Source organism: Lentzea sp. NPDC042327 (assembly GCF_040647275.1).
Taxonomy (GTDB): Bacteria; Actinomycetota; Actinomycetes; order Mycobacteriales; family Pseudonocardiaceae; genus Lentzea.
Map to the genome: position 1 here is coordinate 173,772 of NZ_JBEZBX010000011.1, position 24,959 is coordinate 198,730.

Genomic DNA, 24,959 nt, shown 5'->3' on the forward strand with positions numbered 1-24,959 from the left:
GCGGTGATGGTCCTCGCCGCCGGAGGATCAGGCAAGCCCGTCCACGAACGTCAGCGCCTCCGACAGCGGTTTGCGGTGCAGGTCCGGCACCTCGCAGTCGTCGGCGGGGTACCCGACCGGGAACAGGATGTAGGGCCGTTCGGACTCGCGGCCCAGCAGGTCGGTCAGGAACGTCATGGGGTTGGGCGTGTGCGTCAGCGTCGCCAGGCCCATCGAGTGCAGCGCGGCGATGAAGAACCCGCACGCGATGCCGACGCTTTCGTTGGTGTAGTAGGTCTTCCGGCCGTTCTGCTGCTTCTGCGCGAACACCACCACGAGCCAGGGCGCGACCTCCAGGAACTCCTTGTGCTCGTCGGTCTCCAGCCGCGCCAGCGCCGCGTGCCACTCGGGGACGTCGCGCTCGCGGTAGAAGTGGCGCTCCTCCCGTTCGGCGGCCTCCCGCACCCGGCGCTTCACCTCCGCGTCGGCCGTCGCGACGAACCGCCACGGCTGCTGGTGCGCGCCGCTCGGGGCGGTGTTCGCGGCCCGCACCGCCACCTCGATCGCCTCGGCGGGAACGGGGTCCGGCGAGAACCAGCGCACCGAACGGCGCCGGTCGAGCAGCCGGTGGAACTCCCGGCCGCGGTCGAGGCCCTCCGCGATCGGCAGGCGCGGTGGCGTGTACGGCAGGAACGGGTGGCGGTGCTCTCGGGTCACGCCCTGGACGATGCCGATCCGCGCAGCCGAAGACCAGCTCAAGTTTCTCAGGCCAGTTGTAAGTTCAGCTCATGAATCTGCCGAACGTGACGCTGCGGCAGCTGGAGTACCTGGTCGCCGTCGCCGAGACCGGGTCGCTGACCGGCGCAGCGGCCCGGTGCCACGTCTCGCAGGGCGCGGTCTCGCTGGCGCTCACCGAGCTCGAACGCGTGCTGGACCTGCAGCTGGTCGTCCGGTCACCGCGCAGGGGAGCGGCACTGACCGCCGCCGGCCAGCGGGTGCTCGCCGACGCCCGCAGGGTGGTCGGCGCACTGGGCGACCTCGGCGCGCAGGCCCGCGGGCTGAGCCGGACGGTCGGCGGGACGCTCGTGGTCGGCTGCTACGCGCCGATCGCGCCGTTCCACCTGCCGGCGGCGATGGCCACGTTCGAGCAGGCCAACCCCGGGGTGTCGGTGCGGTTCGTCGAGGGGAGCCTGCCGGAGATCGGCGAGCACCTGCTCACCGGCCGCTGCGAGATCGCGTTCCTCTACGACCAGGACCTGCAGCCGGGTCTCGCGTTCCGCAGGCTGTACGACCAGGAGCCGAAGGTGCTGCTGCCGCAGGGACATCGGCTGCGCCGGCGACGCGCGGTGCACCTGCGCGACCTCGCGGGTGACCCGTTCGTGCTGCTGGACGTCCCGCCGAGTGAACACTACTTCCGCTCGGTGTTCACGGCGGCGGGGCTCGACATGGTGGTGGCGCACCGGGCCCGCAGCTTCGAGCTGGCCCGGTCCCTGGTGGCGCGCGGCCTCGGCTACTCGATGACCGTGCAGCAGCCGGCGGTGTCGCAGTCCTACGAGGGGCTGGAGGTGGTGAGCCTGCCGTTGCGCGACGCCGTGCCCACCACGCCGGTGGTGCTGGGCTGGGCGCAGGGCGGTCCGCTGACCCGGCGCGCGCAGGCGTTCGCGGACCACTGCGCGGTCCTCTTCCGCCCGTGAGCAACTGCAAGTACCACCAACACATGATCAAACCCCCGCTGACCACCACCAACATGTTCGTCACCTGCCGAAGCAGACTTGCGTGCGCAGGGCGGCCGGGGGTGCTGTTGGTAGTGGAAAAGTGCCTGTTGATGTTGAGTTGGTGGTACTTGCAGATGCGTGGGTCAGGGAGGGGCGGGGTGGTCGCTGATACGTTGCCGTGGGACGGGTGGTGAGGATCCACCACCCCTCGCGGAGAAGGGTTGGCTCGATGAGCTTGCTGCGCAGTTACGTGTCGGGGAAGTGGCACACGCCGGACGCCGAGGGCGCGCCGTTGCACGACGCCGTCACGGGTGAGGAGATCGCCCGGATCTCGTCCGCGGGCATCGACATGGGTGCCGCGCTCGACCACGGGCGCCGCGTGGGCGGGCCGGCGTTGCGCGAGCTCACCTTCCACCAGCGCGCGCAGCTGCTGAAGGCCCTCGGCCTGTACCTCAAGGAGCACAAGGCCGAGCTGTACGCGTTGTCCGCACGCAGCGGTGCCACGAGGTCCGACTCGTGGATCGACGTCGACGGCGGCTTCGGCGTGCTGCTCGGCTACGCCTCCAAGGCCAAGCGTGAGCTGCCCAACGACAAGGTCTACGTCGACGGGCCGGTCGAGCCGCTGGGCCGCGGCGGCACGTTCGTCGGCCAGCACATCTGCACGCCGCTGCGCGGTGTCGCGGTGCAGATCAACGCCTACAACTTCCCGATGTGGGGGCCGCTCGAGAAGTTCGCGCCCGCGTTCATCGCCGGGGTGCCGTCGCTGATCAAGCCCGCCTCGCAGACCGCGTACGTGACCGAGAAGCTGGTCGAGCTGATGCTCGCCTCCGGTCTGCTGCCGGAGGGGTCGCTGCAGCTCGTCTGCGGGTCGGCCGGCGACCTGCTCGACCACCTGACCGAGCAGGACCTGGTCGGGTTCACCGGCTCCGCGTCGACCGCCCAGCACCTGCGCACGCACCAGGCCGTGATCCGGTCGTCGGTGCGGTTCAACGCCGAGGCGGACTCGCTCAACTGCTCGATCCTCGGGCCGGACGCCGTGCCGGGCACGCCGGAGTTCGACCTGTTCGTCGGCCAGCTCGTCGCCGAGATGACGACCAAGGCCGGTCAGAAGTGCACAGCGATCCGCCGTGCGCTGGTGCCGTCGTCGCTCATCGACGCGGTGGGCGAGGCGACGGCCGCGAAGCTCGCCGAGGTGGCGATCGGCAACCCGGCCGACAGGTCGGTGAAGATGGGGGCGCTCGCCGGTCTGGAGCAGCGCGAGGAGGTGCTGCGGTCGCTGAAGGCGCTGCGGGAGAACGCTTCCGTGGTCTACGGCGACGGCGCGCTGTCCCTCGTGGACGCCGACGCCGAGCGCGGTGCGTTCATGTCGCCGATGTTGCTGCGCGCGCCGGCGGACGCCGTGCAGCCGCACGAGGTCGAGGCGTTCGGGCCGGTGTCCACGCTGATGCCGTACGACTCGGTGGACGACGCGGTGACGCTGGCCGCCAGGGGCTCCGGCTCGCTGGTCGGGTCGATTGTCTCGGCGGACACCGGCTTCGTGCGCGACGTCGTCGTCGGCGTGGCGCCGTGGCACGGGCGGCTGCTGGTCCTCGACCGCGACGACGCGGGGGAGTCGACCGGGCACGGGTCGCCGCTGCCGATGCTGGTGCACGGCGGACCGGGCCGCGCCGGCGGTGGCGAGGAGATGGGCGGCATGCGCGGCGTGCTGCACCACATGCAGCGCACCGCCGTGCAGGGCTCGCCCAAGGCCCTGGCCGCCGTGACGAACCGGTGGGTCGCCGGGGCGCCGCGCACCGAGGCCGAGGTGCACCCGTTCCGCAAGACGCTCGCCGAGCTGCGGCTCGGTGACACCGTGGTGGCCGGCCCGCGCACGGTGACGCTGGCCGACATCGAGCACTTCGCCGAGTTCACCGGGGACACGTTCTACGCGCACATGGACGAGGAGGCCGCCGCGGCCAACCCGTTCTTCGGCGGGCGGGTCGCGCACGGCTACCTGGTGGTGTCGTTCGCGGCGGGCCTGTTCGTCTCGCCGGAACCGGGGCCGGTGCTCGCGAACTACGGCCTGGAGAACCTGCGGTTCGTCACGCCGACGTTCCCCGGCGACGAGCTGACGGTGACGCTCACGGTCAAGCAGATCACGCCGCGCGAGGACCAGGACTACGGCGAGGTGCGCTGGGACGCCGACGTGGCGAACCAGAAGGGCGAGTCGGTGGCGCGCTACGACGTGCTGACGCTGGTCGCGAAGAGCTGACAGCACAGCGGGCCGGCGGCGACCTGCGCCGCCGGCCCGCTGTGTTCAGGAGGAGCCGGGCTACTTCGGGTCGCGCCGGGGCAGCGGCCGCGTGGCCGGTCCCTCCAGCACGTTGCCGTCCACGTCGAACCGCGAGCCGTGGCACGGGCAGTCCCAGCTGCGTTCGGCCGAGTTGAACCGCACCAGGCACCCGAGGTGCGTGCAGCGCATGGACACGGCGTGCAACTGCCCCTCCGGGTCGCGGTAGACACCGGTCTTGCCGAGGCCGTCGCGGATGACGTGCGCGTGGTCGGGCGGCAGCGCGTCGCTGTTCGTGGCGTCGGCCGGCAGCACCCGGTCGCCGACCATCTCCACGGCCACCTCGGCGTTCTTCTTCACGAGCGCCGGCAACGACTTCAGCGACAGCCGGTGCGGGCTGAACCGCTCGGCGAGGTCGTTCGGCTTGCCGGTCACGAGGTCCGCGAGCACGGTGGCGGCGAACGTGCCGGAGGTCAGGCCCCACTTCATGTACCCGGTGGCGGTGAAGATGGTGTCCGCGCCGGGCGTGTAGCTGCCGATCATCGGCAGGCTGTCGTAGGCCGTGGGGTCCTGGGCCGACCAGCGGTGGGTCACCTCGGTGACCGGCCAGTGCCGCCGGGCGAACTCCTCCAGCCGCCGGTACGGCTCCTGCACCGGCTTGCCGGTCTCGTGACCCTGCCCGCACACGATCAGCTGGTCGCCGTACGCGCTGATCGACCACGACGGGCTGCCGGCGCTGATGGCGAGCGCGCTGGGCGGCGGACCGTCCAGCCGGGCGGCGATGGCGTAGGAGCGCGGCGTCTTCAGCCGGGCGAAGAACAGGCCGCGGTCGAGCAGCGGGTAGTGCGTCGCGAGCACGAGCCGGTTGAAGCGCACCTCACCGTCCTTGGTGGACAGCTTCTGCCCGGTCACGTCGAGGACGCGGCTGTGCTCGTAGACCTTGCTGCCGTCACCGTCGACCGCGGCGGCCAGGCCGTGCAGGTACTTCACCGGGTGCAGGGTCAGCTGGTCGTCCAGCCGCACCGCGGCGTGCACCTCGAACGGCAGGTCGAGGTCCGCGTCGAGGCGGACCGGCAGCCCGGCCTGCCGCGCGTGGCGGAACTCGGCCTCGACGGTCGCCACCTCGTCCTCGGCGTAGGCGTAGGTGGCGGCGGAACCGCGCCGCAGGTCGCAGGCGATCTCCTCGCGCTGCACGAGGTCGGCGACCTGGCCCACGGCCGCCAGTGACGCGGCGGCGTAGTCGGCGGCGGTCGCGACGTCGTGCGTGCGCACGAGGGTCGAGTACACAGTGGACTGCAGCGCGGTCACCTTGGCGGTGTTGTTGCCCGACGCGCCGGACGCCACGCGGTCGGCCTCCAGCACCACGACCCGCAGGCCGCGGCGTTTGAGCAGCAACGCGGTGGTCAGACCGGTGATGCCGGCGCCGACGACCGCGACGTCGAACGAGTGGGTGCCGGTGAGCTGCGGACGGGGTCGGGCGGGCAGTGCGGAGAGCCAGAGCGACTGGTCGCCGGTGGTGGTCATGGCGGCCGGGTACCCGCGAGTGGTCTCTGCATGCCTGCGGCCGTGGCGGGGTATGCGGGGTGCATGGGTAAGCACCGGGTAGTCGTCGTCGGCGGAGGGTTCGGCGGCCTGAACGTCGTGCGCGGGCTCAAGGACGCCGACGTCGAGGTCACGCTGATCGACCGCACCAACCACCACCTGTTCCAGCCGCTGCTCTACCAGGTCGCGACGGCGTTGCTGCCGGCAGGGGACATCGCGCCCGCGTTCCGCGCCATCCTGCGCAAACAACGCAACGCGCACGTGCTGCTGGGCGAGGTGACCGGGTTCGACACGCAGCAGCGGCTGGTCGACGTCGACCTCGCGGACGGCACCGCCCACCGGGTCCCGTACGACACGCTGGTCGTGGCCGCCGGTGCCCGCGACAGCTACTTCGGCAACGACCAGTGGGCCGAGCACGCGCCGCCTATGAAGACCCTGGAACAGGCCGTCGACCTCCGCTCACGGCTGCTGCGGTCGTTCGAGCACGCCGTCACCGGTGACCCGAAGGAGTGGTTGTCGTTCGCCGTCATCGGCGCCGGCCCGACCGGCGTGGAGCTGGCGGGCCAGCTCGCCGACCTCGCCCGCCGCGCCCTGAAGGGCCAGTTCCGCGAGATCGACCCGCGCGACCTGAGCATCACGCTCCTCGACGCCGTGCCGCACGTGCTGCCGCCGTTCTCCGACCCGCTGCGCAAGCACGCGCGGGCCAAGCTCGAACAGCTCGGCGTCACGGTCATGACCGGTGCCATGGTCGAGTCGATCGACGACCGCGGCCTGACCACGAAGGACGGTGACCGGGTCGAGGCGCGCACGATCATCTGGGCCGCGGGCGTGCAGGCCTCACCGCTGTCGCGCAAGATCGCCGAGGCCACCGGAGCCGAGCTCGACCGCAAGGGCCGGATCAAGGTGGACCCCGCCGACTGCTCGGTGACGCCGGAGATCTTCGCGATCGGCGACATGGCGAACCTGAACGACCTGCCGGGCATCGCCGAGCCCGCGATCCAGGAGGGCCACCACGTCGCCCGCGTGATCAAGGCCCGGCTCACGGGGCGCACCCACCGGCCGTTCAAGTACCTCGACCTCGGCACCATGGCCACGATCTCGCCCGCCGACGCCGTCGCGGACATCAAGAAGCTGCGGCTCAGGGGCGTCATCGGCAAGGTGGCGTGGGCGGTGGTGCACATCGCGTTCCTCGTCGGCTTCCGCAACCGGATCGCCGTGCTCGCGAACTGGGGCTGGAACATCGTGACCGGCCGGCGGACCCAGTCGATCATCCTGCAACCGGTGCAGGCGCGGGACGGGTCCACCGGCAGTTAGCGCCGGCGCGGGTGCGGGTACCCGCCCTGGCGTGAACACCGAGCTGCTGGGCCTCTACCTCAACGACCACCTGACGGCCGAGGTGGCGAGCACCGAGCTGGCCCGCCGGATCAGCCGCACCCGGCCCGAGCTGCGGGCGCTCGCCGACGACGTCGAGTCCGACCGCGAGGAGCTGCTCGACGTGATGCGCGGCTACGGCGTGGAACCCCGCGCGGCCAGGGCCGCGATCGGCCGGCTGGCGGAGAAGGCGGGGCGGCTCAAGCTCAACGGCCGGCTGCTGAGCCGCTCACCGCTGAGCGACGTGCTGGAGCTGGAGGGCCTGCGGCTGGCCGTCGAGGGCAAGGCGGCGCTGTGGCGGACGCTGCGCGCGTTGCCCGGGGCCGACACCGACCGGTTCGACCGGCTGCTGAGCCGGGTGGAGGGCCAGGCGGGCGTGGTCGAGCGGGAGCGGATCCGGATCGCCCCGAAGGTGTTCACCGCGGAGCAGCCCGCCGGCGCCGACGCCGGCGGCCTCGGGGGAGTGGACGTCGAGCGCACGTTCACCGTCGCCGCCTCCCCGGAGAACGTCGTCGGCTACCTGCGCGACTTCGCCCGCACCGAGCAGTGGGACCCCGGCACCGTCACGTGCGCGCGGCTGGACGACGGCCCCGTCGCGGTCGGCTCGCGCTGGCGCAACGTCTCCACGTTCCTCGGCCGCCGCACCGAGCTGGTGTACGAGCTGACCAGGGACGACCCGGACCGGCTGCGGTTCGAGGGCCGCAACGGCACCGCCACCACCGTCGACGACATCTCGGTCACCGCGGGCGGCACACCGGGCACGACGAAGGTCGGCTACCACGTGCACGTGGAGCTCACCGGCCTCGCGAAGCTCGGCGCGCCGGTGGCGAAGCTCGCACTGGAGAAGCTCGGCAGCGACACCGAGCGGTCGCTGATCCGGGTGCTCGGCGACGTCGGCTGAGCCGTCGCGCACAGCGGTAAAGGCAAAGGAAAACCGCAGGTCAGGACGCGTTCCCCGGCTCGGGGGCGATCCCTAGACTCCCTCAGGCCGGTTGCACGGACAGGCTCTTCCTCCTGGCGGCACCGGCCTGAGCACAGAGGGAGAACTGGGGTGTTCGAGAACAACGTCACCAGGCGCGGTTTCGTCACGGGCGCGGCAGCGGTCGCCGGTCTCGCCGGCCTGTCCACCGTCGCACCGGGCCTCGCGGCCGCCGACCCGAAGATCGGCGACCAGCACCGCGAGGAGGAGTTCAGCGCCTCCGACGTCAGCGCCGCCGCGCTGATGACGTTCCAGAAGATCGACGGCACGCCCGTCTACTACTGGCGCTCCAACCGCGGCAACACCACCGCGCGCAACTGGCAGTGCACCGACGCGTTCTACACCGCGCTCGTCGCGTGGATCCGCGACCTGCGCTCCCTGTCGTCGAGCTACGGCTCGATCAGCTACATCGTCTCGGCCGGCTTCTACGTCGACAAGGCGGGCCAGCACGGCGCCGGCACCGCCATGGACCTCGACCACGTCCGCTGGTCCGGCGGCAACACCACCTCCCCGCTCGACCAGGCCCACGCGTCGGGCACCGCGTCGGTCCGCAAGCGCTACCTGGCCACCGAGGCCGTGTGCCGCCGCCGGTTCCGCTACGTGCTCGACGGCTGGTACAACGCCGACCACGCCGACCACATCCACGCCGACTTCGGCGGCATGCCGGTCCGCGCGGTCAAGGACTCCGAGTCCGACACCAAGTTCGTCCAGGCCGTGTGCAACAACTTCCGCGGCGCCGGCCTCGCCATCGACGGCATCTGGGGCCCGGCCACCACGAGCGCGTTCACCGGCCTCAAGTCGGCGCTCGCCATCACCGGCGACCCGCACACCAGCTCGTCGGTGTGGCAGTCGATGCTGTCGAAGATCGCGACCAAGGGCTTCGCGAACCAGAACATCTGACCCGCGCTCCGCATCGACCGGCTTTGCCGTGACATTCCGCGGTCGGCCGGTCTCGATTCACGAGCGGTGCGTTCACCGCACCTCGTGAATGCGCGAGGAAGCTTTTGGGGAATTGCCGCGCGGAAAACGGCGAGGGGCGCATCCGGCACCGTGGATGCGCCCCTCGCCGTGAGGTGGGGAAGTGCCTACCTGGGCGCGCTGCCGCCCGGGCCGCCGAGGCCGAACAGGATCCGCTGGATGAGCTCGGGATCGACCTCCGGCTCGTCGCCCAGCGCCTCCGCGGCCGGCGAGCGGCGGCGTTCGCGGCGGGGGAGCGGGACCGCGGTCGCGTTCACGCCGGTCGGGAGCGGGATCTCGCACCAGATCAGCTTCACGCCACCGCTGAGCTGCAGCTCACCGGTGCGCAGGTCGGGGGAGGTGGGCGGCATGACGAACCGGGCCGCCTCCAGCTCCACCACCAGGTAGTCGCCGGTCAGCCGCAGCCGCAGCGTGATCAGCCGTGAGGTCTTCGGGTCCGCGGCCTCGATCGCCGCCTCCACCAGGGCGCATGCGACGGCGGAGCACTCGCCGACCATGTTGCGCAGCCGCCACTCGCCCAGTGTGAACCGGACGAACAGGTCCGCGCAGTTCACCGCGGTGGGCAGCGCGATGAGTGTCAGGTCGTCGACCTGGGCGGTCGGGGCGTTCGCCTGCATGCTGCCTCCGTTTCGCGTGCGGCGCGCGAGGCCACGACAGACACCCACATGGCCGTCGCGGTGTGCCGGAATCTACATGGGTATACGGAGGAAGCAACGGCCCGGTTGACCCGTCCGTCAAAAGTCACGCTCAAGTCACGACCAGAAGGCCTGTCGTTCACTCAGTGTGGGAATGGCGGGGCCCCATGATCACTTTCCGTGATAACGGGAGTCGGCATCGCTTCCGGGCGAACCGGTACCGGGTGCCGGGAGGGGCGCCTGCTGCGGCGGGGCGACGGGGGGACGGTGCCAGGCCGTCGCGCTGGTCGTGGGGCGCATTTCCATTTCGGGGTGGTGGCGACATCACGGCACTTAAAAATATTTAAAACGGATTAATCGTCTGAACGGTGGATCAGCGGTGCCGGGCCGTCGGCTAACTTCGGTCGTGATCGCCACAGCGGTCACCTCGACCACCTGAACACGCCGGTCCCCACACCTGGCGCCGATAGCCCCGGCAGATCCACCTCACCACACCGGTGTGGAAGGGCACGTGCGCACTGCTCACCGGTTCCTCCCTCCTGCTCGGAACCCGGTGGTGCGGCAGCGGTGCAGCGCGGCCGGCCGGTGCCCGCCGGCGGCGCGGACCCCGTCCCGGTGTCCGCGCCGCCGGCGGTGTTCACGACACGACCCTCCGGAGCCTCAGTTGGACGCGTGCACCACCCAGAGGCCCGCGGTCGACGTGGAGGGAACCACCCGTGCTCTCCGCGACCCTGCGGGCGATGTCGAGCCCCAGCCCGGTGGACCCGCCACCGCTGGTGCCGCGCAGCACCGCGTGCCCGGTGTCCCGGATGCCGGGGCCCGCGTCCTCGACCACCAGCGCCACCAGGTCGGCCTGGTGCACCAGCGCGACACCGAACCGCGTGCCCTCCCGCGTGTGGCGGAAGACGTTGCCCAGCACCGCGTCCAGCGCCGCGGTGAGGTCGGTGCGGGCCAGCGGCACCAGCGCCGGGCGGTCGGCGCCCCTGACCGTCCACGGCCGGTCCTGGTCGTCGGCGAGCGCGGACCAGAACACCAGCCGGTCGCGCACCACGCCCGAGGCGTCCACGGCCGTGCTCTCCGGCTGGAGACCCGACCGGGCCGCCTTGATGATCTCGTCGACCTCTCTCTCAAGCCCCTTCACGGCCGCGCGGATGCGGTCCGCCCCCATCCCCTGTCCGAGGGTGTCCGCGTCCAGCAGCAGGGCCGTGAGGGGTGTTCTGAGGCGGTGGGAGAGGTCGGCGACCACCTCGCGTTCGGCGGCGAGCAGGTGCCGGACGCGTTCGGCCATCGCGTTGAACGCCCGCCCGACCTCCTTGAGCTCGGGCGGGCCCTGCACCGGGACGCGGGCCGACAGGTCGCCGTGCCCCATGCGCCGCGCGCCGTCCGCGAGCGCCCTCGTGGCCTTCACCGCCCGCGCGCCCAGCCGGTCGGCGACGAGCACCGACCCGGCCACCAGGCCGACCGCCACACCGGCCAGCGCGAGCCAGGTGCCCATGACGCCGTGCGTGAGCTGCTCCGCGGGCACGAACGCCTCGACGATCGCGATCTCGTTGCCGCCCAGGGCGATCGGCTGCAGGTAGGCGACGCCGTCCGGGCGTTCGGCGACGCCGGCCCTCGCCTGCCTCACCGCGTCGGCGAGGTCCTTCGCGGTGATGTGCGAGGTGCCGACCGTGACCGGTCCGCTGAAGTGCACGGCGAGCCGCTGCTGCCCGCCGTAGCGGGTGCTCGCGATGGCCTGCCGCACGTCCTGCGGAGTACGCGAGATCACCAGTGCGGGCGTGAGGGCACCGGCCTGCTTCTGCGCCTCGCTGAGCGCGCGGTCGTGGGCGGCGCCCTTGACGACGATCGCGAGCGGGATGAGGAACGCCAGCGCCACCATGCTCGTCGCCGCGAGAGCGACGAGCACCAGTGACCGCCTCACCTCGGTGCGACCAGGCGCACGCCGACACCGCGCACCGTGTGCAGGTACCGCGGCCGGGCGGCCCGTTCGCCGAGCTTGCGCCGCAACCAGCTCAGGTGCACGTCGAGCGTCTGGTCGTCGCGGTGCGAGGGCCACAGGTGCCGCAGGATCTCCGCGCGCGGCACGACCTCGCCCTGCCTGCTCGCGAGGAACGCGAGCAGCTCGAACTCCTTGTGCGTCAGCGACAGCTCCTGACCGTCCACAGCGGCCCTGCGGCGGTCCACGTCGACCTCCAGCCCGCCGACCCTGAGCTGCCGGTGGTCCTTGGCCCGCCGCAGCACCGCCTGCACCCGCGCGCCGAGGTGCTCGCTGGAGAACGGTTTGACCAGGTAGTCGTCGGCACCGGCGTTGAGCAGCCGGACGATCTCCTGCTCGTCGTCGCGCGCCGTGGCGATGACGACGGGCGTGTCGGTGACGCCCCGGATCATCCGCAGCGCGTCACCACCGTCGAGGTCGGGCAGGCCGAGGTCGAGGACCACGACGTCGTAGGCGTGCGCGGAGACTTCGCGCAACGCCTCGATCGCGAGCGCCACACCGTGCACGACGTGGCCCTGGTCGGTGAGCGCGCGTGTGATGGCGGCGCGCACGGCGGAGTCGTCCTCCACCAGGAGTACCGATGCCATGTCGCTAACGGAGGGACGTCGCGGTGAGACGGTCGATCGGGTACCTGACCGCGTGGGCGGTCGTGACCGCGGCGGCCGTCGGGCTGTCCTGGCTCGGAATCCGGTCGGCCATGGAACCCGCCCCCGTCGCCGTCGCCGATGCCACCGGTGGGCCCGGGATTCTGCCGATGCCGACCTTCGAGTCGATGAGCGTGGCCGTGCCGACCACCACCACTACCGCTCCCGCCGCTGTTGCCACCACGACCACCAGGCCTCCCCTGCGCTCGTCCGCTCCGGTGTCAGCTGTTCCGACGAGTACTACGGATGGGCGGGCGTCGGCGGCTCAACTCCCGGCCGGCGAATGGCAGGCGGACGGGTCGTACGTGCACGCGTTCCACCTGCGCGGCGGGGACGTCGTGGTGCGGTTCCGGGCGTCCGGGGTGCAGGCGCTGTCGGCCACGCCCGCGGAGGGGTGGGCGGTGGGCGTGGAGCAGCCCGGTGGGCCGTTGGTGGTGAACTTCCAGGACCCGGCGGGGAGGTTGTCGCGGTTGGAGGCCACTTGGGAGGGTGGGCCCACCGCGCGGGTGGTCGAGAGGTAGGCGGCACGGACGTTGCCCCGCCGCGGAACCGCCCGAGCGGCAGCTCCGCAACGGGGCAACGGTTACAGGCCGATGGCCTTCGCGATCTGCGCCGGCCGGAGCACCCGCAGGATCGCCTCGAACAGGTAGTAGTCGCCGTACGGCAGCGAGACCTCGACGCCGTCCTCCGAGGGCCGGTTGCGGGTGCCGCGCGCCAGGACCGCCTCCGCCCGGCTCGACTGCGACGTCAGGCAGGTGCGGACGAGACCGTCGAGGATCAGCAGCGCGCGCCGGCGGTAGCGCTCCTGGCCGGTGGCCTTCGCGAGGTCCAGCAGGCCGCAGGCCAGGATCGCGCCCGCGGAGGAGTCCTTGACGTCGTTGGCGCCCAAGGGGGAGCGGTAGTCCCACACCGGGACGTTGTCGGGGGTGAGGACGGACAGGGCGTAGTCGGCCATCCTGCGGACGGTGTCGCGGAACTCGCGCAGGCCCGTGCGGCGGTACATGGTCGTGAAGCCGTAGACGCCCCAGGACTGGCCGCGCGACCAGCACGAGGCCGGGCTGTAGCCCTGGACGGTGCCGGGGCCCAGGGGTGCGCCGGTGTCCGGGTCGAAGTCGAAGACGTGCGGGGTGGAGCCGTCGGCGCGCACGAAGTGGGTCTGGGTGGTGCGGGCGTGGGCGGTGGCGATGTCGATGAACCCGCGGTCGCCGGTCTGCTCGGTGGCGAACGCGAGGAGGTCGAGGTTCATCATCGTGTCGATGATGACGCGGCCCGCGTTGCCGGGGGTGCCGAGGCGGCCCCAGGCGCGGATGAACCGGCCGGTGGCGTTGTAGCGCCGGGTCAGGGTGTTCGCCGCGTCGACGGCGCCGTCGCGCCAGACCCGGTTGCCCGTCAGGCGGTACGCCGTGACCCAGGAGGGGGAGAAGAGGAAGCCCAGGTCGTGGTCGCGGGGGTCCAGGCGGCGCGGGGCCAGGCGGTCGTTCGCGGCCTCGGCGAGGGTGCGGAACAGCGGGTCGCCGGAGTCGAGGTGCGCGAGCCAGAGGGTGCCCGGCCAGAAGCCGCCGACCCAGCCGCCGTCGGCGACGTGGGTCCACTTCTCGAAGCGGGTGATCTCCGGGAACGAGGTGGTGCCCGGTGCGACCGCGCGGAGCTTCGCCAGGCCGTAGTCCAGTGCCGCGCGCAGGCGGGCCGGGTCGGCGGAGGCCGTTCCGGTGTCTGCGGAGGCGACCAGCGGGGTGGTCGCGGCGGACGCGAGGAGGGTGCGTCGAGACAGGTTCACGAGACCGTCCAGTCCCTTTCGGATTCCGTGCGCCCGGCGCCACCCTGCCAGAGACGATCAAGGTCCGGCAAGAGGTATTCGGGTTGTGCATGGGCAGTACGGAAAACCTTGGGATTGACGGTGTGAAAAATTGATTCTTACGCTCGATTGCGTCGAATCGAGTTGGAGGTCTTGAGATGGCACAGGTACGGGTTCGCAAGCCGGTCGCGCCGGTCGTGCTCACGCCGTCGCTGGTGCAGGCGATGATCGCCCGCCGACAGGCCGTCCAGGTGGCCAAGTTCCGCACCACCTGCACCGACTGCCTGCCCAACTACTGAGCGGCTGAGGGGACTTCGCCGTGGAGCTCGACGCTGATGCGCTGATTCGCGCCTTGGCGGTGTGCTGCGGCGAAGAACCCGCCGACCCGGCGGAGGCGGTGTGGCTCGCCCGCAAGAAGCAGCCGTCGTTCCTCGCCACCCTGTGCTCCGCGTGGGGTGAGCTGAACGACGGGCTGGCCTTCGAGCTGGCCGCGCAACGCGACCGGGTCGCGTTCTACCGGGTGCTGGCGGCCTCGCTGGACTCCCCGGAGATCATTCCGCTCAAGGGCCTGGAGGTCGGGCGGCTCTACCCGGCCGGCTGGGTCAGGTACATGAACGACCTCGATTACCACGTTGGAAAACCCGAACTGCTGTGGGAGGTCGCAGCCGCTTTGGTCGAACGCGGCTGGACGCTCGACTCCGGCACGTTCACGAGGGTGGACAACTCACTGCAGGTGCTGCTGAGCTTCCGGATGCCGCACCCCGACCGCTACCAGCTCCCCTACGGTGTGGAGCTGACGAGCTACGTGAGCCTCGGCGACCTCGGTGCGGTGCCGCCGGTGCTCACGCTCACACCGGACCTGGCGCCGGTGAAGAACCTGATGATGCTGCTGTTCGAACGGTTCGAGCAGCCGTTCCGGGCACGCGACCTCCTCGACGGGGCGTTGCTCGTCGAGGCGGCGCAACCCCGTGACGTGGAGCGGATGCTGGACCGGCTCGACCTGTGGCCCGAGTACGCGGAGCTGGCGTCGCTGCTCGCGCGCGCAGAACTGGGACCGTCGCCGCAAGTCCCGCGTGACGCCGTGGTGAGAGCACGTCGGCGTCGCGCGGGACGGGCCGTGCGCAGCGTGCTGTCCACCGCCGGGCTGGCCCGCAGGGCGCAGCACCGGATGGTGGACCGCGGGCTGCCCGCAGCCGGGCGCAGGGCGTTCGAACGGGTCGGTGCCCGCTGGGCGCTCGACTCGGGGCTGCTGTGCTTCGGGCTGCCGGTGGACGGGCGGTCCGACCGCGTGCGCGTCGGCGGGCGGGGGGACCTGACGTGGGTCGACACCCCGGTTGCCCGGTTCCTGCTGACTCCCGGCGACGAACTGCCGTCGTCCGCCGAGGAGTTCGTCTGAGGAGGTGTGTTGGTCATGGCCGTGAACTCCCGCAAGCCCAAGCTCCCGACGAAGAAGTAGGAGGACTCCAGATGGCGAAGAAGCACGGTCACAAGCAGGCGGTCAAGCCGAAGATCAAGAAGCGGCGCTAGGAGGTCGGGACGCTGTGGTGTTCGTGCTGCTGGGACCCGACGCGGTGGCGCGGCAGCTCGGCGTCCCGATCCTGGACCGGCTCGAAGGGGCCGGTTTCACCCCGCTGCGCTGGCACCTGATCGGTCGACGACCGTCCGGTTTGGACGCCTTCCACGCCGAGAACATCGACAAGCACTGGAAGGGCTACCTCTACCGGCTCGTCGACCGGCTGTTCGCCCACGGCCCGTTCCTGGCGCTGGAGGTCAGCGGGTCGCACGAGGAGCTGCGGGCCCTCAAGGGCTCCAGCGACCCCGCCCAGGCCGCCCCCGGCACGATCCGCGGCGACCTCGGGACGATCAACGTGGTGCTCGCGCTCATGCACAGCTCGGACACGCCCGCGGACTCCGCACGCGAGAGCGCGGCGTTCCTGCCCGGCGGTTTCGCCGGCACGGGCGACCCGCGGCCGGTGCTCAAGACGCTGGCCCGCGGCGGGGTCGCGGAGACGCGCGGGTTCGACGAGGTGCTCGTCGGGCTGCACTCGCGGATCGAGGCCGCGCTGTGGCACGAGCCGCCGGGCCACCCGGTGGAAGCGGTGCTGGAGCACGACTTCCTGACACCGGAGCTCGACGTGGAGCACGCCGCGGCGCTGGCGGCGACCGTCGGCGTGCGGATCGACCCGTGGGAACGGCTGGTGCTCGCCACCTCACAGCACTTCGCGCCGCGTCGTGGCGGCACTGCGGCGGAGCACCTGCGCTAGCTCCGGGTCGCGGGTGCGGACCCAGCCGTTGAGCGGCGTACCCGTGCACCCCCTGCCGCGCTTGGCCGCCCACGCACCCTGGCCGTAGCCGATGGTCCGCACGCCCTCCGCGTACGCGTGCTCCGCGGCCGCGTAGAAAGCGGTGCCGAAGTAGGCCAGCCGCGAGCGGTCGTCGGTGTAGTCGAACCCGACCGAGGTGCAGGTCCAGTCGCCCTCGTGGCGGGCGAACATCGCGTAGCCGACGGCGTTGCCGCTGTCCGGCCGGGCCACGAGCGTGGTCGCGTCCATCGCCGCGAGGTCGGCGAGCTTGCGGCGTTCGGCGGCGAAGTCCGCGCTGCCGCGGTACTTCCGCGCGAGCTGGCACTTCAGCGCGGCGAGCTCGTCGAGGTCGGGCTCCTCGCGGCGGACGTCCGCGGCGGACCGCATCTCGCGGCGGATCTCCTTGCGGCGCTTGCGGGGGAACGCGGCGAGGTAGTCGGCGACCCCCGTGCCCGGCAGGTGCAGGTCCCACGTCATCGACAGCGGCACGCACGTGAAACCGCGCTCGCGCAGCACCGGTTCCAGCGGACCGGGCCGGGTGTAGAGGAACGCCGTCGTCGGGACGTCGTGCGCGAGCGCCGCGTCGACCAAGCCGTGCAACGCCTCCGGGTCGGTGGCGCGCGGACCGACGGGCAGGCACTCGTAACCGGGCACCATCACGGTCAGCACCGGCACCCACGGCGGCGAGTCGATGGGCTCGCGGGTGATCGGCAGCGCGGACGCCGGTCCGGCCAGCGCGTACCCCAGGTCGAAGAACTCGGTGGGCAGCGGCTCGTGCTGGACGAACGCGTGCGCCTCGACCCCGTCGGCGCGCAGCGGAACCGGCGGGGGCAGCCGGCCGCCCATCACGGCGATCCACGTGGGAGTGGTGAGGATGCTCATGCGCGCAGCAGCACGCCGTCGAGGTGGCACGGGCCCAACCCGTGCCGCTGCTTGAAGACGGCGTTGCTGCGCCCGCCTTCCAGCACCGGTTTGCCCAGGGCGAGCGCGAGCCGCACCGACTCGGCGAACAGCACCCCGTACGGGCTGTGGTTGCCGTCCACCGAGTAGTCGACACCGCACGTCCAGGTGTGGAACCGCGTCGCGTCGGTGAGGCAGACACCGGCCGCGACGAGCCGGCCGCGCTGGCGCACCTCGATCACGTGCGCGCGCTCGCCCAGCGCCAGCACGAACTTCGCGAACGTGCCCTCGGGGTAGAAACCGCCGTTCTCGAACCGGGCCGCTGTCCGGCCGCACAACGGCGTGATCTCGTCGAGCGACGCCGACGTCACCGGCAGGACCTCCGTCGTGACACCGGCCTCGCGCGCCCTGCGCTCGTTGCGCCGCAGGTTCGCCCGCGCCCGTTCACCCAGCCGGGACAGGTAGTGCTCGTAGTCGGTGACACCGGTCAGGTCGGCCGCCCACCGGTCGACCAGGTGCCGCGCGGGCAGGCCGTTCGCCCGCAGCTCCTGGCCGAACTCGCTGCCGCGCCGCACGTTCACGAACCCGCACCACTGCGCGCGGAACAGCGACGCGGTGCGCAGCATGGCGTTGATGACCGTCGGCACCACGTCGATGCCGATCGTGGACGGCACGTGCGCGTCGTAGCAGTGCCAGGTGTGGCTGAGCAGCGCGGGCTGGTCGCGGGCCTCCGGGTAGGCGGTGTACAGGCAGCCCAGCGGGTCCGCCGCCGTCTGGAGGTACATCGGGTTCACCGCGACCGCCTGCTCGCCGCGCCGCACCACCAGGTAGGCGAAGGCGTCGATGGCCGTCAGCGGTGCCTGCTCGTAGGCGTCGAGGTACGCGTGCTCGTAGAACACCGGCGCTCCGGCCGCGTGCACCACCGCATCCCAATCGGCAGCATCGAATTCCCTTATGGAGCGGGAAAACTCGACGCGCATCGACGTTGACGCAGGTGGTTTCGGCACGCCCATACTCTACGACCTGTGCCAGGGCGAACGAGGAGATCGAGATGGCATCGGTGTACTTCCTGACGAAGCTGGGCACGACCGAGGAGCTCGCTGCCTCCCCCGGCCAGCCGCTGCCGGACGTGTTGCGCCGGCACGGGATTCCGGTCAACGCGGTGCTCACGTCGGTCAACGGCGAGATCGTCGCCGAGGACACCGTCGTGATCGGCGCGGACGACGTGGTGCAGGTGCGGCAGGTCCGCTTCTACGACCTGGACGTGGCGCGCCGCCCCAAGACCGTCGTCTACGGCACGCCGAACCCGGTCTACACCAAGAAGGTCATGTTCGACACCAACGGTTCGCTGGAACACCGGTGCGAGCAGCTGGACGCCGACTCGTTCGTGCAGTACGTCGAGGAGGCGTTCGTCCAGAGCTACGTGCTGAACGCCGGTGAACGCGTCGTCATCGGCCTGTCCGGCGGACGGGACAGCGTGGCGTACCTGACGCTGCTGGAGCGGACCCGCGACCGGCTGCCCGCGGTCGACATGACCGCGGTGACGATCACCGGCCTGCCGGACTGGGAGGAACCGGCGACGTTCGCCGCGGCCCGCGAGTCCGGCGCACGGCTCGGCATCGACCAGGTGATCGTGACCGCCGAGGACGTCGAGCGGGTGTTCCGGCTGCGCAAACCGTTCGTGGAGGCCATGAACGAGGTCGTCGCCGGCGACGGCGCGCACCTGACGATGGTGATCGGCCACCAGGTGTTGCGGCGGATGCTGGAGGAGGACGCCCGTGCCCGCGGCGCCTCGACGGTGGCGTTCGGCTTCAACGCCGACGACCTCGTGGCCTCCATGGTCACCTGGTACACGACCGGTTTCCGGATGGGCGGCATCCCGGCGCGCGAGATCGGCGGCCTGCGGTACGTGTTCCCGTTGTACCGCATCACGAAGAAGGAGCTGACGCTGTACCTGGAGCTGGTCGCGCCCGAGCTGAACCGGCAGGGCACACCGGGCCGCTTCACCACGGGACCGGACGAGCGGTCGATGTCGTACGCGGTGACGGACCACCTGTTCGACCTGTGGCCGGGCGTGGACTACTACCTGTTCTCGGCGTTCGAGAACATGCAGCGGTACATGTTCCCGATGGTGGAGGCCAAGTGCCGCTACTGCGGCGGCGTCTACCTGCTGCAGGAGGGCATGCAGAACGCCTCCGACGTGTGCGACGTCTGCGACTTCTTCGCGCGCCGGGAACTCAACTTTGCGTGAGCACCCGTTCTTCACGCGGGACTACTGGGTCTTCGCCGCCGCCGAGTACTCGCCGGCCCGCACCGCCGCCGAGGTCGCCTACCTCACGTCGGTGCTGCCGGCCGGTGGGCGGGTCCTCGACCTCGGGTGCGGGGTGGGTCGGCACGCGCACGGGCTGGCGCGCGCCGGGTTCGACGTGGTCGGGGTCGACGTGTCGGAGTGGGCGGTCGACCAGGCCCGGCGCGGGCCGGGGGTCTTCGTGGCGGCCGACCTGACGGGGGCCTGGCCGGACTTCGCGGGCCTGGGTGCCTCGGGGTCGGGTTCCGCTGGGTCGAACTCCGCTGGGTCGAACTCCGCTGGGCCGGGTTCCGACGGACCAAGTGCACCCCCTGGGGGCCCGCCACGCGGGATCGATCCAGGGTTCGACGCCGTCGTGTGCGTGCAGGCGTTCGGGTGGGGCGGTGACGCGGACCAGGTGCGGTTGCTGCGGCGGGTGCGGTCGGTGCTGAGGCCAGGCGGGGTGCTGGTGCTCGACCACTCCAACGCCACGGCGATCCTGCGCGGCTACCGGGACCACGCGGTGGCGGAGGTCGACGGCCACACGTTCACGTTCCACCGCCGCTTCGACCCGCTCACCGGGCGCAGCGGGGGAGAGGTGCGCGTCGAACGGCCCGACGGGTCGTCGTGCGTGCTGCACGACGACGTGCGGCTGTACCACCCGCCGGAGGTCGCCTCGCTGCTCGACCGGGCCGGGTTCGTCGTCGAGCACGTGGACGCGGACTTCACCAGGGGTGCCCCGGTCACCGCGGACACGCGGTACGTCCAGTTCGTCGCCACCGCTCGGGTGTCGGCGCTGGAGGGGCACCGCGGGGCGGCGGAGGGGGTCGACCTGCGGTGGGCACCGGACGAGGTGGAGTTCGTCCAACCCGCCATCGACCGGGCGTGGGCGGCGCTGGGCGGTGTGGCGGAACGGGCGCGCCGCTACGACGTGGCCGACCCGTACGGTGCGAAGGCGGCACCGGTGCTGCAGCGGTACTTCGGGATGTTCCTGGAACCGGAGCAGGTCACCTGCGGTGCGGGTGCGACGGGGTTGCTGCGGTCGCTGGCCGCGCTGGCGGTCGACGGCTTCACCTGCGCCGGGCACCCCGAGTTCGCGCTCGCCGCTGCCGCGATCGGGGCTCCGGAGGGCTCCGCCGTGGTCGTGGTGGACCGGCCCGGCGTCTCCGGTGAGGTCATGGGGCTCGACGAGATCGGTGAGATCGAGGCCGACGTCCTCATCGTCGACGAGACGTGTGCCGCGTACCTGGAACCGCACGACAGCGCGGTGCGGTTGCTGCCGCACCGCCGCGGGCTCGTCGTCATCAGGAGCATGTCGAAGGGCTACTGCTGCGGCGGGCTGCGGGTCGGGTTCGCGCTGGCGTCCAGGGACATCGCGTCCAGGGTGCGGGAGGTCGCCGCACCGCTGGCCGTGTCGGCGCTGTCGCTGGACCTGGCGCTCGCCCTGCTGGAACAGGGGGACGTGCTGCGGCCGCTGCGGGACCGGATCAGGGCGGTGAAGCCGTCGTTCGTGGACCTCCTGCCCGACGTGGCACCCGGCGACCCGCGGGTGCCGTGGGTGCGCGTGCCGTTGTCGGCCGAGGTCTGGCTCAAGGAACGCGGTCTGCAGGGCAAGGTGCTGCCGGACGGCATCAGGCTGTCGGTGCCGTTGTCGCAGCAGCGGCGCGAGGCGGTGTTCGGGTGAGGTTGCAGGAGCTGGTGGACGCGCTGCACCGCGGCTTCGACGCCGAGGCGGCGATGACCGACGTGAAGGCGCTGTGCGAGTTCGACCGGTACCAGGTGTCGGCCGGGCTGCAGGCGGCGGCGGAGTACGTGGCGGACCGGGTGCCGCTGCGCGACGTCGAGGTGCGCCAGCACCGGCCGGAGAGCCGGTGGTGGACCTTCCGCGGGCCGCCGGCGTGGACCCCGGTGTCGGCGACCCTGGAGGTCGGCGGCACCGCGCTCGTGTCGTACCCGGACCAGCCGTACGCGCTCGGGGCGTTCTCGGCCGCCTGCGCGGGCCGCACGGTGCCGGTGAGCGCGGAGACCCGGCCGGGGGCGCTGGTGCTGGCACCGGAGCTCTCACCGCACGAGCTGGCCCGCCGCGGGGTCTTCGGCTTCGTCACGCGGGCCGGGCGGGTCGAGCTGCCCCCGCACAGCCCGCTGGTCGCGTTCTGCGTCGACGAGGAGCAGCTCGCGGTCCTGCGGCAGGCAGGGCACGCGCGGGTCTCGGTCGAGCTGGGCGAGCCGGTGCAGATGCCGGTGGTGTCCGGGCTCCTCCCGGGAACGGGACCGGAGCTGCTGCTCACCGCCCACCTGTGCCACCCGCGGCCCAGCGCCAACGACAACGCCTCCGGTGTGGCGGCGTTGATGGCGGTCGCGTCGCTGCTGCGCGAGACGGCCGGTGCGCCGGTGCGGTTCGTGTGGGGACCGGAGTTCGTGGGCACGGCCGCCTACCTGCAGGACGCGCCGGTGCCGGCGGTCGCGGTCAACGTCGACATGGCCGGGGAGGACCAGGCGCTGTGCGGCGGGCCGCTGGTGATCGAACGGTCACCGGACGAGAAACCCTCGTACGTCACGGCGCTGGCCGAACGGGTGGCCGCGCTGATGCCGGGAACGCGGTCCTACAGCGGGGCCGTGCCGTGCGACGTGTGGTCGTGGCGGTCGGTGCCGCACGTCGGTGCCTCGGACCACGCGCTGGTGCCGTGCCCGAACGTCGGCCTCAACCACTGGCCGGACCGGTTCAACCACACCGCGTCCGACACGTTCGACAAGGTGTCGGCCGACGAGCTGCGCCGGACCACCGCGCTCGCGGCCGCGGTGATCGGTGCCATTCGGGTTGATGATGGCTCGCTCAAGGCCGACGTCGCGGACGCGACCTCCGCGTGGGCGGCGGCCTACGTGGCGGGCGGGCTGGCCGGTGCGGCACCGCGGCGGCAGCTGGAGTGGGACGAACCCGTCTACGACCCGTGGGCGACGACGGCGGCCGCACGCCGGCTCGCGCACCGCAGGGCCGTGGCCCAGGCGACCGTGGCGTCGCTGCGGCAGCCACCGACCTCCGGCGAGCCGCGCAGCGGTGGCGTGGTGGCGTTCTGGGACGGGCCGTTCAACCTCCGCGCGCTGGCGGAGGACTGTTCTCAGCAGGACCGTGCCTGGCTGGACGCGCGCATCGCCGAGGACCGCGGCGGTGCCTACGCGCGGATGTCGGCGCTGGCGCGGGGGATCGACGGGCGGCGGTCGCGGTACTCGGTGGGGTGGTGGGCGGCGCTGGCCTCGGAGCTGACGGTTCCGGTCGCGTTCGCGCAGCGGTTCCTCGACGTGCTGTGTGCCGCGGGATGGGCGGGGGAGTCGTGATGTGGCGCAAGGTGCTGAGGGACCGGCGGCTGCGGGTGCTGTTCGTCGGGCAGGTGCTGAACATGTTCGGCAACACCGCCCTCGTGATCGCGCTGGGCATCTGGGTGCTGGAGCTGACCGGGTCCAGCGGCGCGGCCGGGGTGATCTTCTTCCTGATCGCCGTGCCGACGCTGTGCGCGCCGTTCATCGGGCTGCTGGTGGACCGGTTCCCGCGCAGGACGGTGCTGATCTGGGCGGACCTCGGCGCCTGCGTGCTGGTGGGTCTGCTGGTGTTCTGGCCGTCGGTGTGGCTCATCTACGTGGTCACCCTCGGGTACGGGGTGTCGGCCCAGGTCTACCGGGCGGCCCGCGGCGGGCTCGTGCACTCGATGGTCACCGAGGACGAGCTCGGCGACGTCAACTCGGTGTTCGGCGCGCTGAACCAGGGGCTGCGGATCGTGGGACCGCTGGCCGGTGCGGCGGTGTTCGCGGCGTTCGGCGGGTCGGCGGTGGCCGCCCTGGACGCCGTGACGTACCTGGCGTCGATCGTGTCGCTGCTGCTGTTGCGCGGTGTTCCCGACCTGACCAGGACACCGGAGCGGGAACCGATCGTGCCCGCCCTGCTCGCCGGGGTGCGGCACATCTGGGCCACCCCGGCGTTGCGGCAGATGGTGATCGCGGGCGCGGTGGCGTTCACCGGCGCCGGGATGCTCAACGTCGCGGTGTTCGACCTCGTGACCGCGGGCCTCGGCCGGCCACCGGAGTTCCTCGGGGTGCTCGGGTCCGTGCAGGGCGCCGGGGCGGTGCTCGGCGCGGTGGCGGTCGGCCGGTTGATGCGGCGGCGCGGGGAGTTCGTGACCGCGGCCATCGGGTTCCTGCTGAACGGCCTGGGGCTGGGGCTCGCGGCCACCACGACCCTGACCGGCGTGTGCGCGGGCGCGGTGCTGATCGGGCTGGGACTGCCGATGATCCTCGTCGCCGCGATGACCCTGGTGCAGCGCAGGACCCCGAACGAGGTGCAGGGACGGGCCATCGCGGCGTCCGAGGCGATGGTGGACCTGCCGTACACGGTGGCGATCGGCGTCGCCACCGTGGTCATCAGCGCGGTCGGGTACTTCGCGATCTACGTCGTGCAGGCGGCGGTGTTCGTCGTCGTCGGGCTCGTGGTGCTGCGCATCCGCGATCAGGTGCGCCAGACGGCGTAGGGCACCTCGACCTCGTCGCGGCTCACACCGCCGTGCTCGAAGCGCGCGGACGGGTCGGGCACCGGGAACGCCGGCGACGCCGCCACGGCCACCACCGGGCCCGCCTCCGGCTGCGGCAGGCCGAGGTCGGACGCGTGGTGCACGGTCGCCGCGTCCCCCAGGGTCGTTGCCACGCGGTCGAAAACGGCCTCCAGCCGGTCCGGCCTCGGGTACAGCCAGCGCATCCGGCCCGCCCCGCCGGACGGGATCGCGCACTCCTCGCGGACGATCGCGTCCCACGCCTCGACGAGATCGGGGTCGGCCGCGACCGGGACCTGGCCGTGGTCCGAATGCGCGACGACGGTCCAACCCGCTGCGGCCCAACGGGAAGCGTGTGCGTCCAGACGCAGCATCGCCTCGTGCACCGACTCGTCGTACCCGTTGCGGTGCACGTGGTCGTCGATGTTGACGTAGGTCCACAGGAAGCCGTGGTCGGCCGAGACCTTGTCCAGGTCCGCCACGACGTTCGCGACGAGCAGCGGTGGGTCCTCCGCCTGCGCGGTGAGCTTGTGCTGTGCGGGCGCGGGTATCCGGGTGCACCCCCGCAGCAGCGCCCGCGCCCAGGTGCCGGTCAGCAGGTCGATCTCCCGCGCCAGGACCGCGGCGCCGTGGCGTTCCAGCACGGTCGGCAGCGACGGGATCGACGGTGCGCCGGTGATGGCGTGCACCAGGCCGGAACCGTTGCGGTACACCGTTCCCGGAACGCGGTGCACGTCGGCGGCGGCACCGGTCAGCGCCGTCAGCCAGGCCGTCGCCGACGTCGACGGCAGCGTGGAGGTGAGCGTGGTGATCTCGGCTTCGAGCCACGTCTGTCCGGCCACGTCCGATGAGAGCCCGTCCACGGCGAGGACGATGACGCCCCTGTCCGCGCTGCGCACCGCGTCGTCGAGCCGGGAAGGCACCTCTGCCAATGACATCGCAGCACTGTAACGCACGTCATCGGGTGACTTTTGCGCGGTTGGGCGCTAAAAGTTCGGGTATTCGAGCCGGATGCGGTAAAGAGGTCCTTT

General features: G+C 72.0%; 22 protein-coding genes. 13 read left to right on the forward strand and 9 right to left on the reverse strand.

The genetic code is table 11. From position 1 onward, the window contains the following. Window positions 1-27: 27 nt before the first annotated feature. Window positions 28-696 carry a nitroreductase family protein gene (locus AB0A63_RS27185; protein ID WP_360396368.1) on the reverse strand — a complete coding sequence of 223 codons (669 nt, stop codon included), beginning with the start codon at window positions 694-696 and terminating at the stop codon, window positions 28-30. Between the two features lie 71 nt (window positions 697-767). Here AB0A63_RS27185 and AB0A63_RS27190 point away from each other — a divergent pair, with 71 nt between their 5' ends. Together AB0A63_RS27190 and paaZ are read left to right on the forward strand one after the other, a co-directional pair. Continuing rightward, window positions 768-1,673, forward strand: coding sequence for a LysR family transcriptional regulator (locus AB0A63_RS27190; RefSeq protein WP_360396370.1), 906 nt, complete (start codon window positions 768-770; stop codon window positions 1,671-1,673). Between the two features lie 250 nt (window positions 1,674-1,923). Continuing rightward, window positions 1,924-3,945: a phenylacetic acid degradation bifunctional protein PaaZ gene (gene paaZ / locus AB0A63_RS27195; protein WP_360396372.1), complete on the forward strand. Its 2,022-nt coding sequence runs from the start codon at window positions 1,924-1,926 to the stop codon at window positions 3,943-3,945. Window positions 3,946-4,005: 60 nt separating this feature from the next. On the opposite strand, the gene AB0A63_RS27200 is transcribed toward paaZ, so the two are convergent. Continuing rightward, window positions 4,006-5,487: an FAD-dependent oxidoreductase gene (locus AB0A63_RS27200; RefSeq protein ID WP_360396374.1), complete on the reverse strand. Its 1,482-nt coding sequence runs from the start codon at window positions 5,485-5,487 to the stop codon at window positions 4,006-4,008. 63 nt (window positions 5,488-5,550) lie between these two features. Here AB0A63_RS27200 and AB0A63_RS27205 point away from each other — a divergent pair, with 63 nt between their 5' ends. From AB0A63_RS27205 to AB0A63_RS27215, 3 genes are all read left to right on the forward strand, one after another. After that, window positions 5,551-6,819, forward strand: a complete 1,269-nt coding sequence (locus AB0A63_RS27205) for an NAD(P)/FAD-dependent oxidoreductase (RefSeq protein ID WP_360396375.1) — start codon at window positions 5,551-5,553, stop codon at window positions 6,817-6,819. 31 nt (window positions 6,820-6,850) lie between these two features. Then, a complete protein-coding gene (locus AB0A63_RS27210; RefSeq protein ID WP_360396377.1) occupies window positions 6,851-7,777 on the forward strand; it encodes an SRPBCC family protein in 927 nt (308 codons plus the stop codon). Window positions 7,778-7,927: 150 nt separating this feature from the next. After that, entirely contained in the window at window positions 7,928-8,755 is an 828-nt protein-coding gene (locus AB0A63_RS27215; protein WP_360396379.1) for an extensin family protein, read from the forward strand. Between the two features lie 185 nt (window positions 8,756-8,940). Here AB0A63_RS27215 and AB0A63_RS27220 read toward each other — a convergent pair whose 3' ends face one another. The 3 genes from AB0A63_RS27220 to AB0A63_RS27230 form a co-directional block, all read right to left on the reverse strand. Further along, window positions 8,941-9,450, reverse strand: coding sequence for an ATP-binding protein (locus tag AB0A63_RS27220; RefSeq protein WP_360396381.1), 510 nt, complete (start codon window positions 9,448-9,450; stop codon window positions 8,941-8,943). A 655-nt stretch (window positions 9,451-10,105) separates the two neighbouring features. Next, window positions 10,106-11,389, reverse strand: coding sequence for an ATP-binding protein (locus AB0A63_RS27225; RefSeq protein ID WP_360396383.1), 1,284 nt, complete (start codon window positions 11,387-11,389; stop codon window positions 10,106-10,108). Continuing rightward, on the reverse strand, window positions 11,386-12,051 hold the full coding sequence (locus AB0A63_RS27230) for a response regulator transcription factor (RefSeq protein WP_360396385.1): 666 nt from the start codon (window positions 12,049-12,051) through the stop codon (window positions 11,386-11,388). Before AB0A63_RS27230 ends, AB0A63_RS27225 begins: the two co-directional genes overlap by 4 nt. A 23-nt stretch (window positions 12,052-12,074) precedes the next feature. Between AB0A63_RS27230 and AB0A63_RS27235 the strand changes: the two genes are divergently transcribed. After that, window positions 12,075-12,629: a hypothetical protein gene (locus tag AB0A63_RS27235; protein WP_360396387.1), complete on the forward strand. Its 555-nt coding sequence runs from the start codon at window positions 12,075-12,077 to the stop codon at window positions 12,627-12,629. A 62-nt stretch (window positions 12,630-12,691) separates the two neighbouring features. Here AB0A63_RS27235 and AB0A63_RS27240 read toward each other — a convergent pair whose 3' ends face one another. Then, window positions 12,692-13,885, reverse strand: coding sequence for a glucuronyl hydrolase (locus AB0A63_RS27240; protein WP_360396389.1), 1,194 nt, complete (start codon window positions 13,883-13,885; stop codon window positions 12,692-12,694). Between the two features lie 176 nt (window positions 13,886-14,061). Between AB0A63_RS27240 and AB0A63_RS27245 the strand changes: the two genes are divergently transcribed. The 3 genes from AB0A63_RS27245 (at window position 14,062) to AB0A63_RS27255 (ending at window position 16,167) form a co-directional block, all read left to right on the forward strand. Then, complete coding sequence (locus AB0A63_RS27245; protein ID WP_154697563.1) at window positions 14,062-14,202, forward strand: hypothetical protein; 141 nt, start codon at window positions 14,062-14,064, stop codon at window positions 14,200-14,202. Between the two features lie 20 nt (window positions 14,203-14,222). Beyond that, window positions 14,223-15,299, forward strand: coding sequence for a hypothetical protein (locus AB0A63_RS27250; RefSeq protein WP_360396391.1), 1,077 nt, complete (start codon window positions 14,223-14,225; stop codon window positions 15,297-15,299). 145 nt (window positions 15,300-15,444) lie between these two features. After that, window positions 15,445-16,167, forward strand: coding sequence for a nucleoside-diphosphate kinase (locus AB0A63_RS27255; RefSeq protein ID WP_360396393.1), 723 nt, complete (start codon window positions 15,445-15,447; stop codon window positions 16,165-16,167). Here AB0A63_RS27255 and AB0A63_RS27260 read toward each other — a convergent pair. Both AB0A63_RS27260 and AB0A63_RS27265 read right to left on the reverse strand, forming a co-directional pair. Beyond that, window positions 16,114-17,088: a hypothetical protein gene (locus AB0A63_RS27260; protein ID WP_360396394.1), complete on the reverse strand. Its 975-nt coding sequence runs from the start codon at window positions 17,086-17,088 to the stop codon at window positions 16,114-16,116. The two genes, AB0A63_RS27255 and AB0A63_RS27260, sit on opposite strands and share 54 nt — an antisense overlap. Next, window positions 17,085-18,026, reverse strand: coding sequence for a GNAT family N-acetyltransferase (locus AB0A63_RS27265; protein WP_360396396.1), 942 nt, complete (start codon window positions 18,024-18,026; stop codon window positions 17,085-17,087). The genes AB0A63_RS27260 and AB0A63_RS27265 overlap by 4 nt, the downstream gene beginning before the upstream one ends. A 131-nt stretch (window positions 18,027-18,157) precedes the next feature. Between AB0A63_RS27265 and AB0A63_RS27270 the strand changes: the two genes are divergently transcribed. Genes AB0A63_RS27270 through AB0A63_RS27285 form a run of 4 tightly spaced genes read left to right on the forward strand, consistent with a single transcriptional unit; the run spans window position 18,158 to window position 23,910 of the window. Continuing rightward, entirely contained in the window at window positions 18,158-19,357 is a 1,200-nt protein-coding gene (locus tag AB0A63_RS27270) for a hypothetical protein (protein ID WP_360396398.1), read from the forward strand. After that, window positions 19,350-21,077, forward strand: a complete 1,728-nt coding sequence (locus tag AB0A63_RS27275) for an aminotransferase class I/II-fold pyridoxal phosphate-dependent enzyme (RefSeq protein WP_360396400.1) — start codon at window positions 19,350-19,352, stop codon at window positions 21,075-21,077. The genes AB0A63_RS27270 and AB0A63_RS27275 overlap by 8 nt, the downstream gene beginning before the upstream one ends. Further along, window positions 21,074-22,726, forward strand: coding sequence for a DUF4910 domain-containing protein (locus AB0A63_RS27280; RefSeq protein ID WP_360396402.1), 1,653 nt, complete (start codon window positions 21,074-21,076; stop codon window positions 22,724-22,726). Before AB0A63_RS27275 ends, AB0A63_RS27280 begins: the two co-directional genes overlap by 4 nt. Continuing rightward, window positions 22,726-23,910: an MFS transporter gene (locus AB0A63_RS27285; protein ID WP_360396403.1), complete on the forward strand. Its 1,185-nt coding sequence runs from the start codon at window positions 22,726-22,728 to the stop codon at window positions 23,908-23,910. The genes AB0A63_RS27280 and AB0A63_RS27285 overlap by 1 nt, the downstream gene beginning before the upstream one ends. On the opposite strand, the gene AB0A63_RS27290 is transcribed toward AB0A63_RS27285, so the two are convergent. Further along, a complete protein-coding gene (locus AB0A63_RS27290) occupies window positions 23,889-24,866 on the reverse strand; it encodes a hypothetical protein (RefSeq protein ID WP_360396405.1) in 978 nt (325 codons plus the stop codon). The two genes, AB0A63_RS27285 and AB0A63_RS27290, sit on opposite strands and share 22 nt — an antisense overlap. Window positions 24,867-24,959 lie beyond the last annotated feature (93 nt).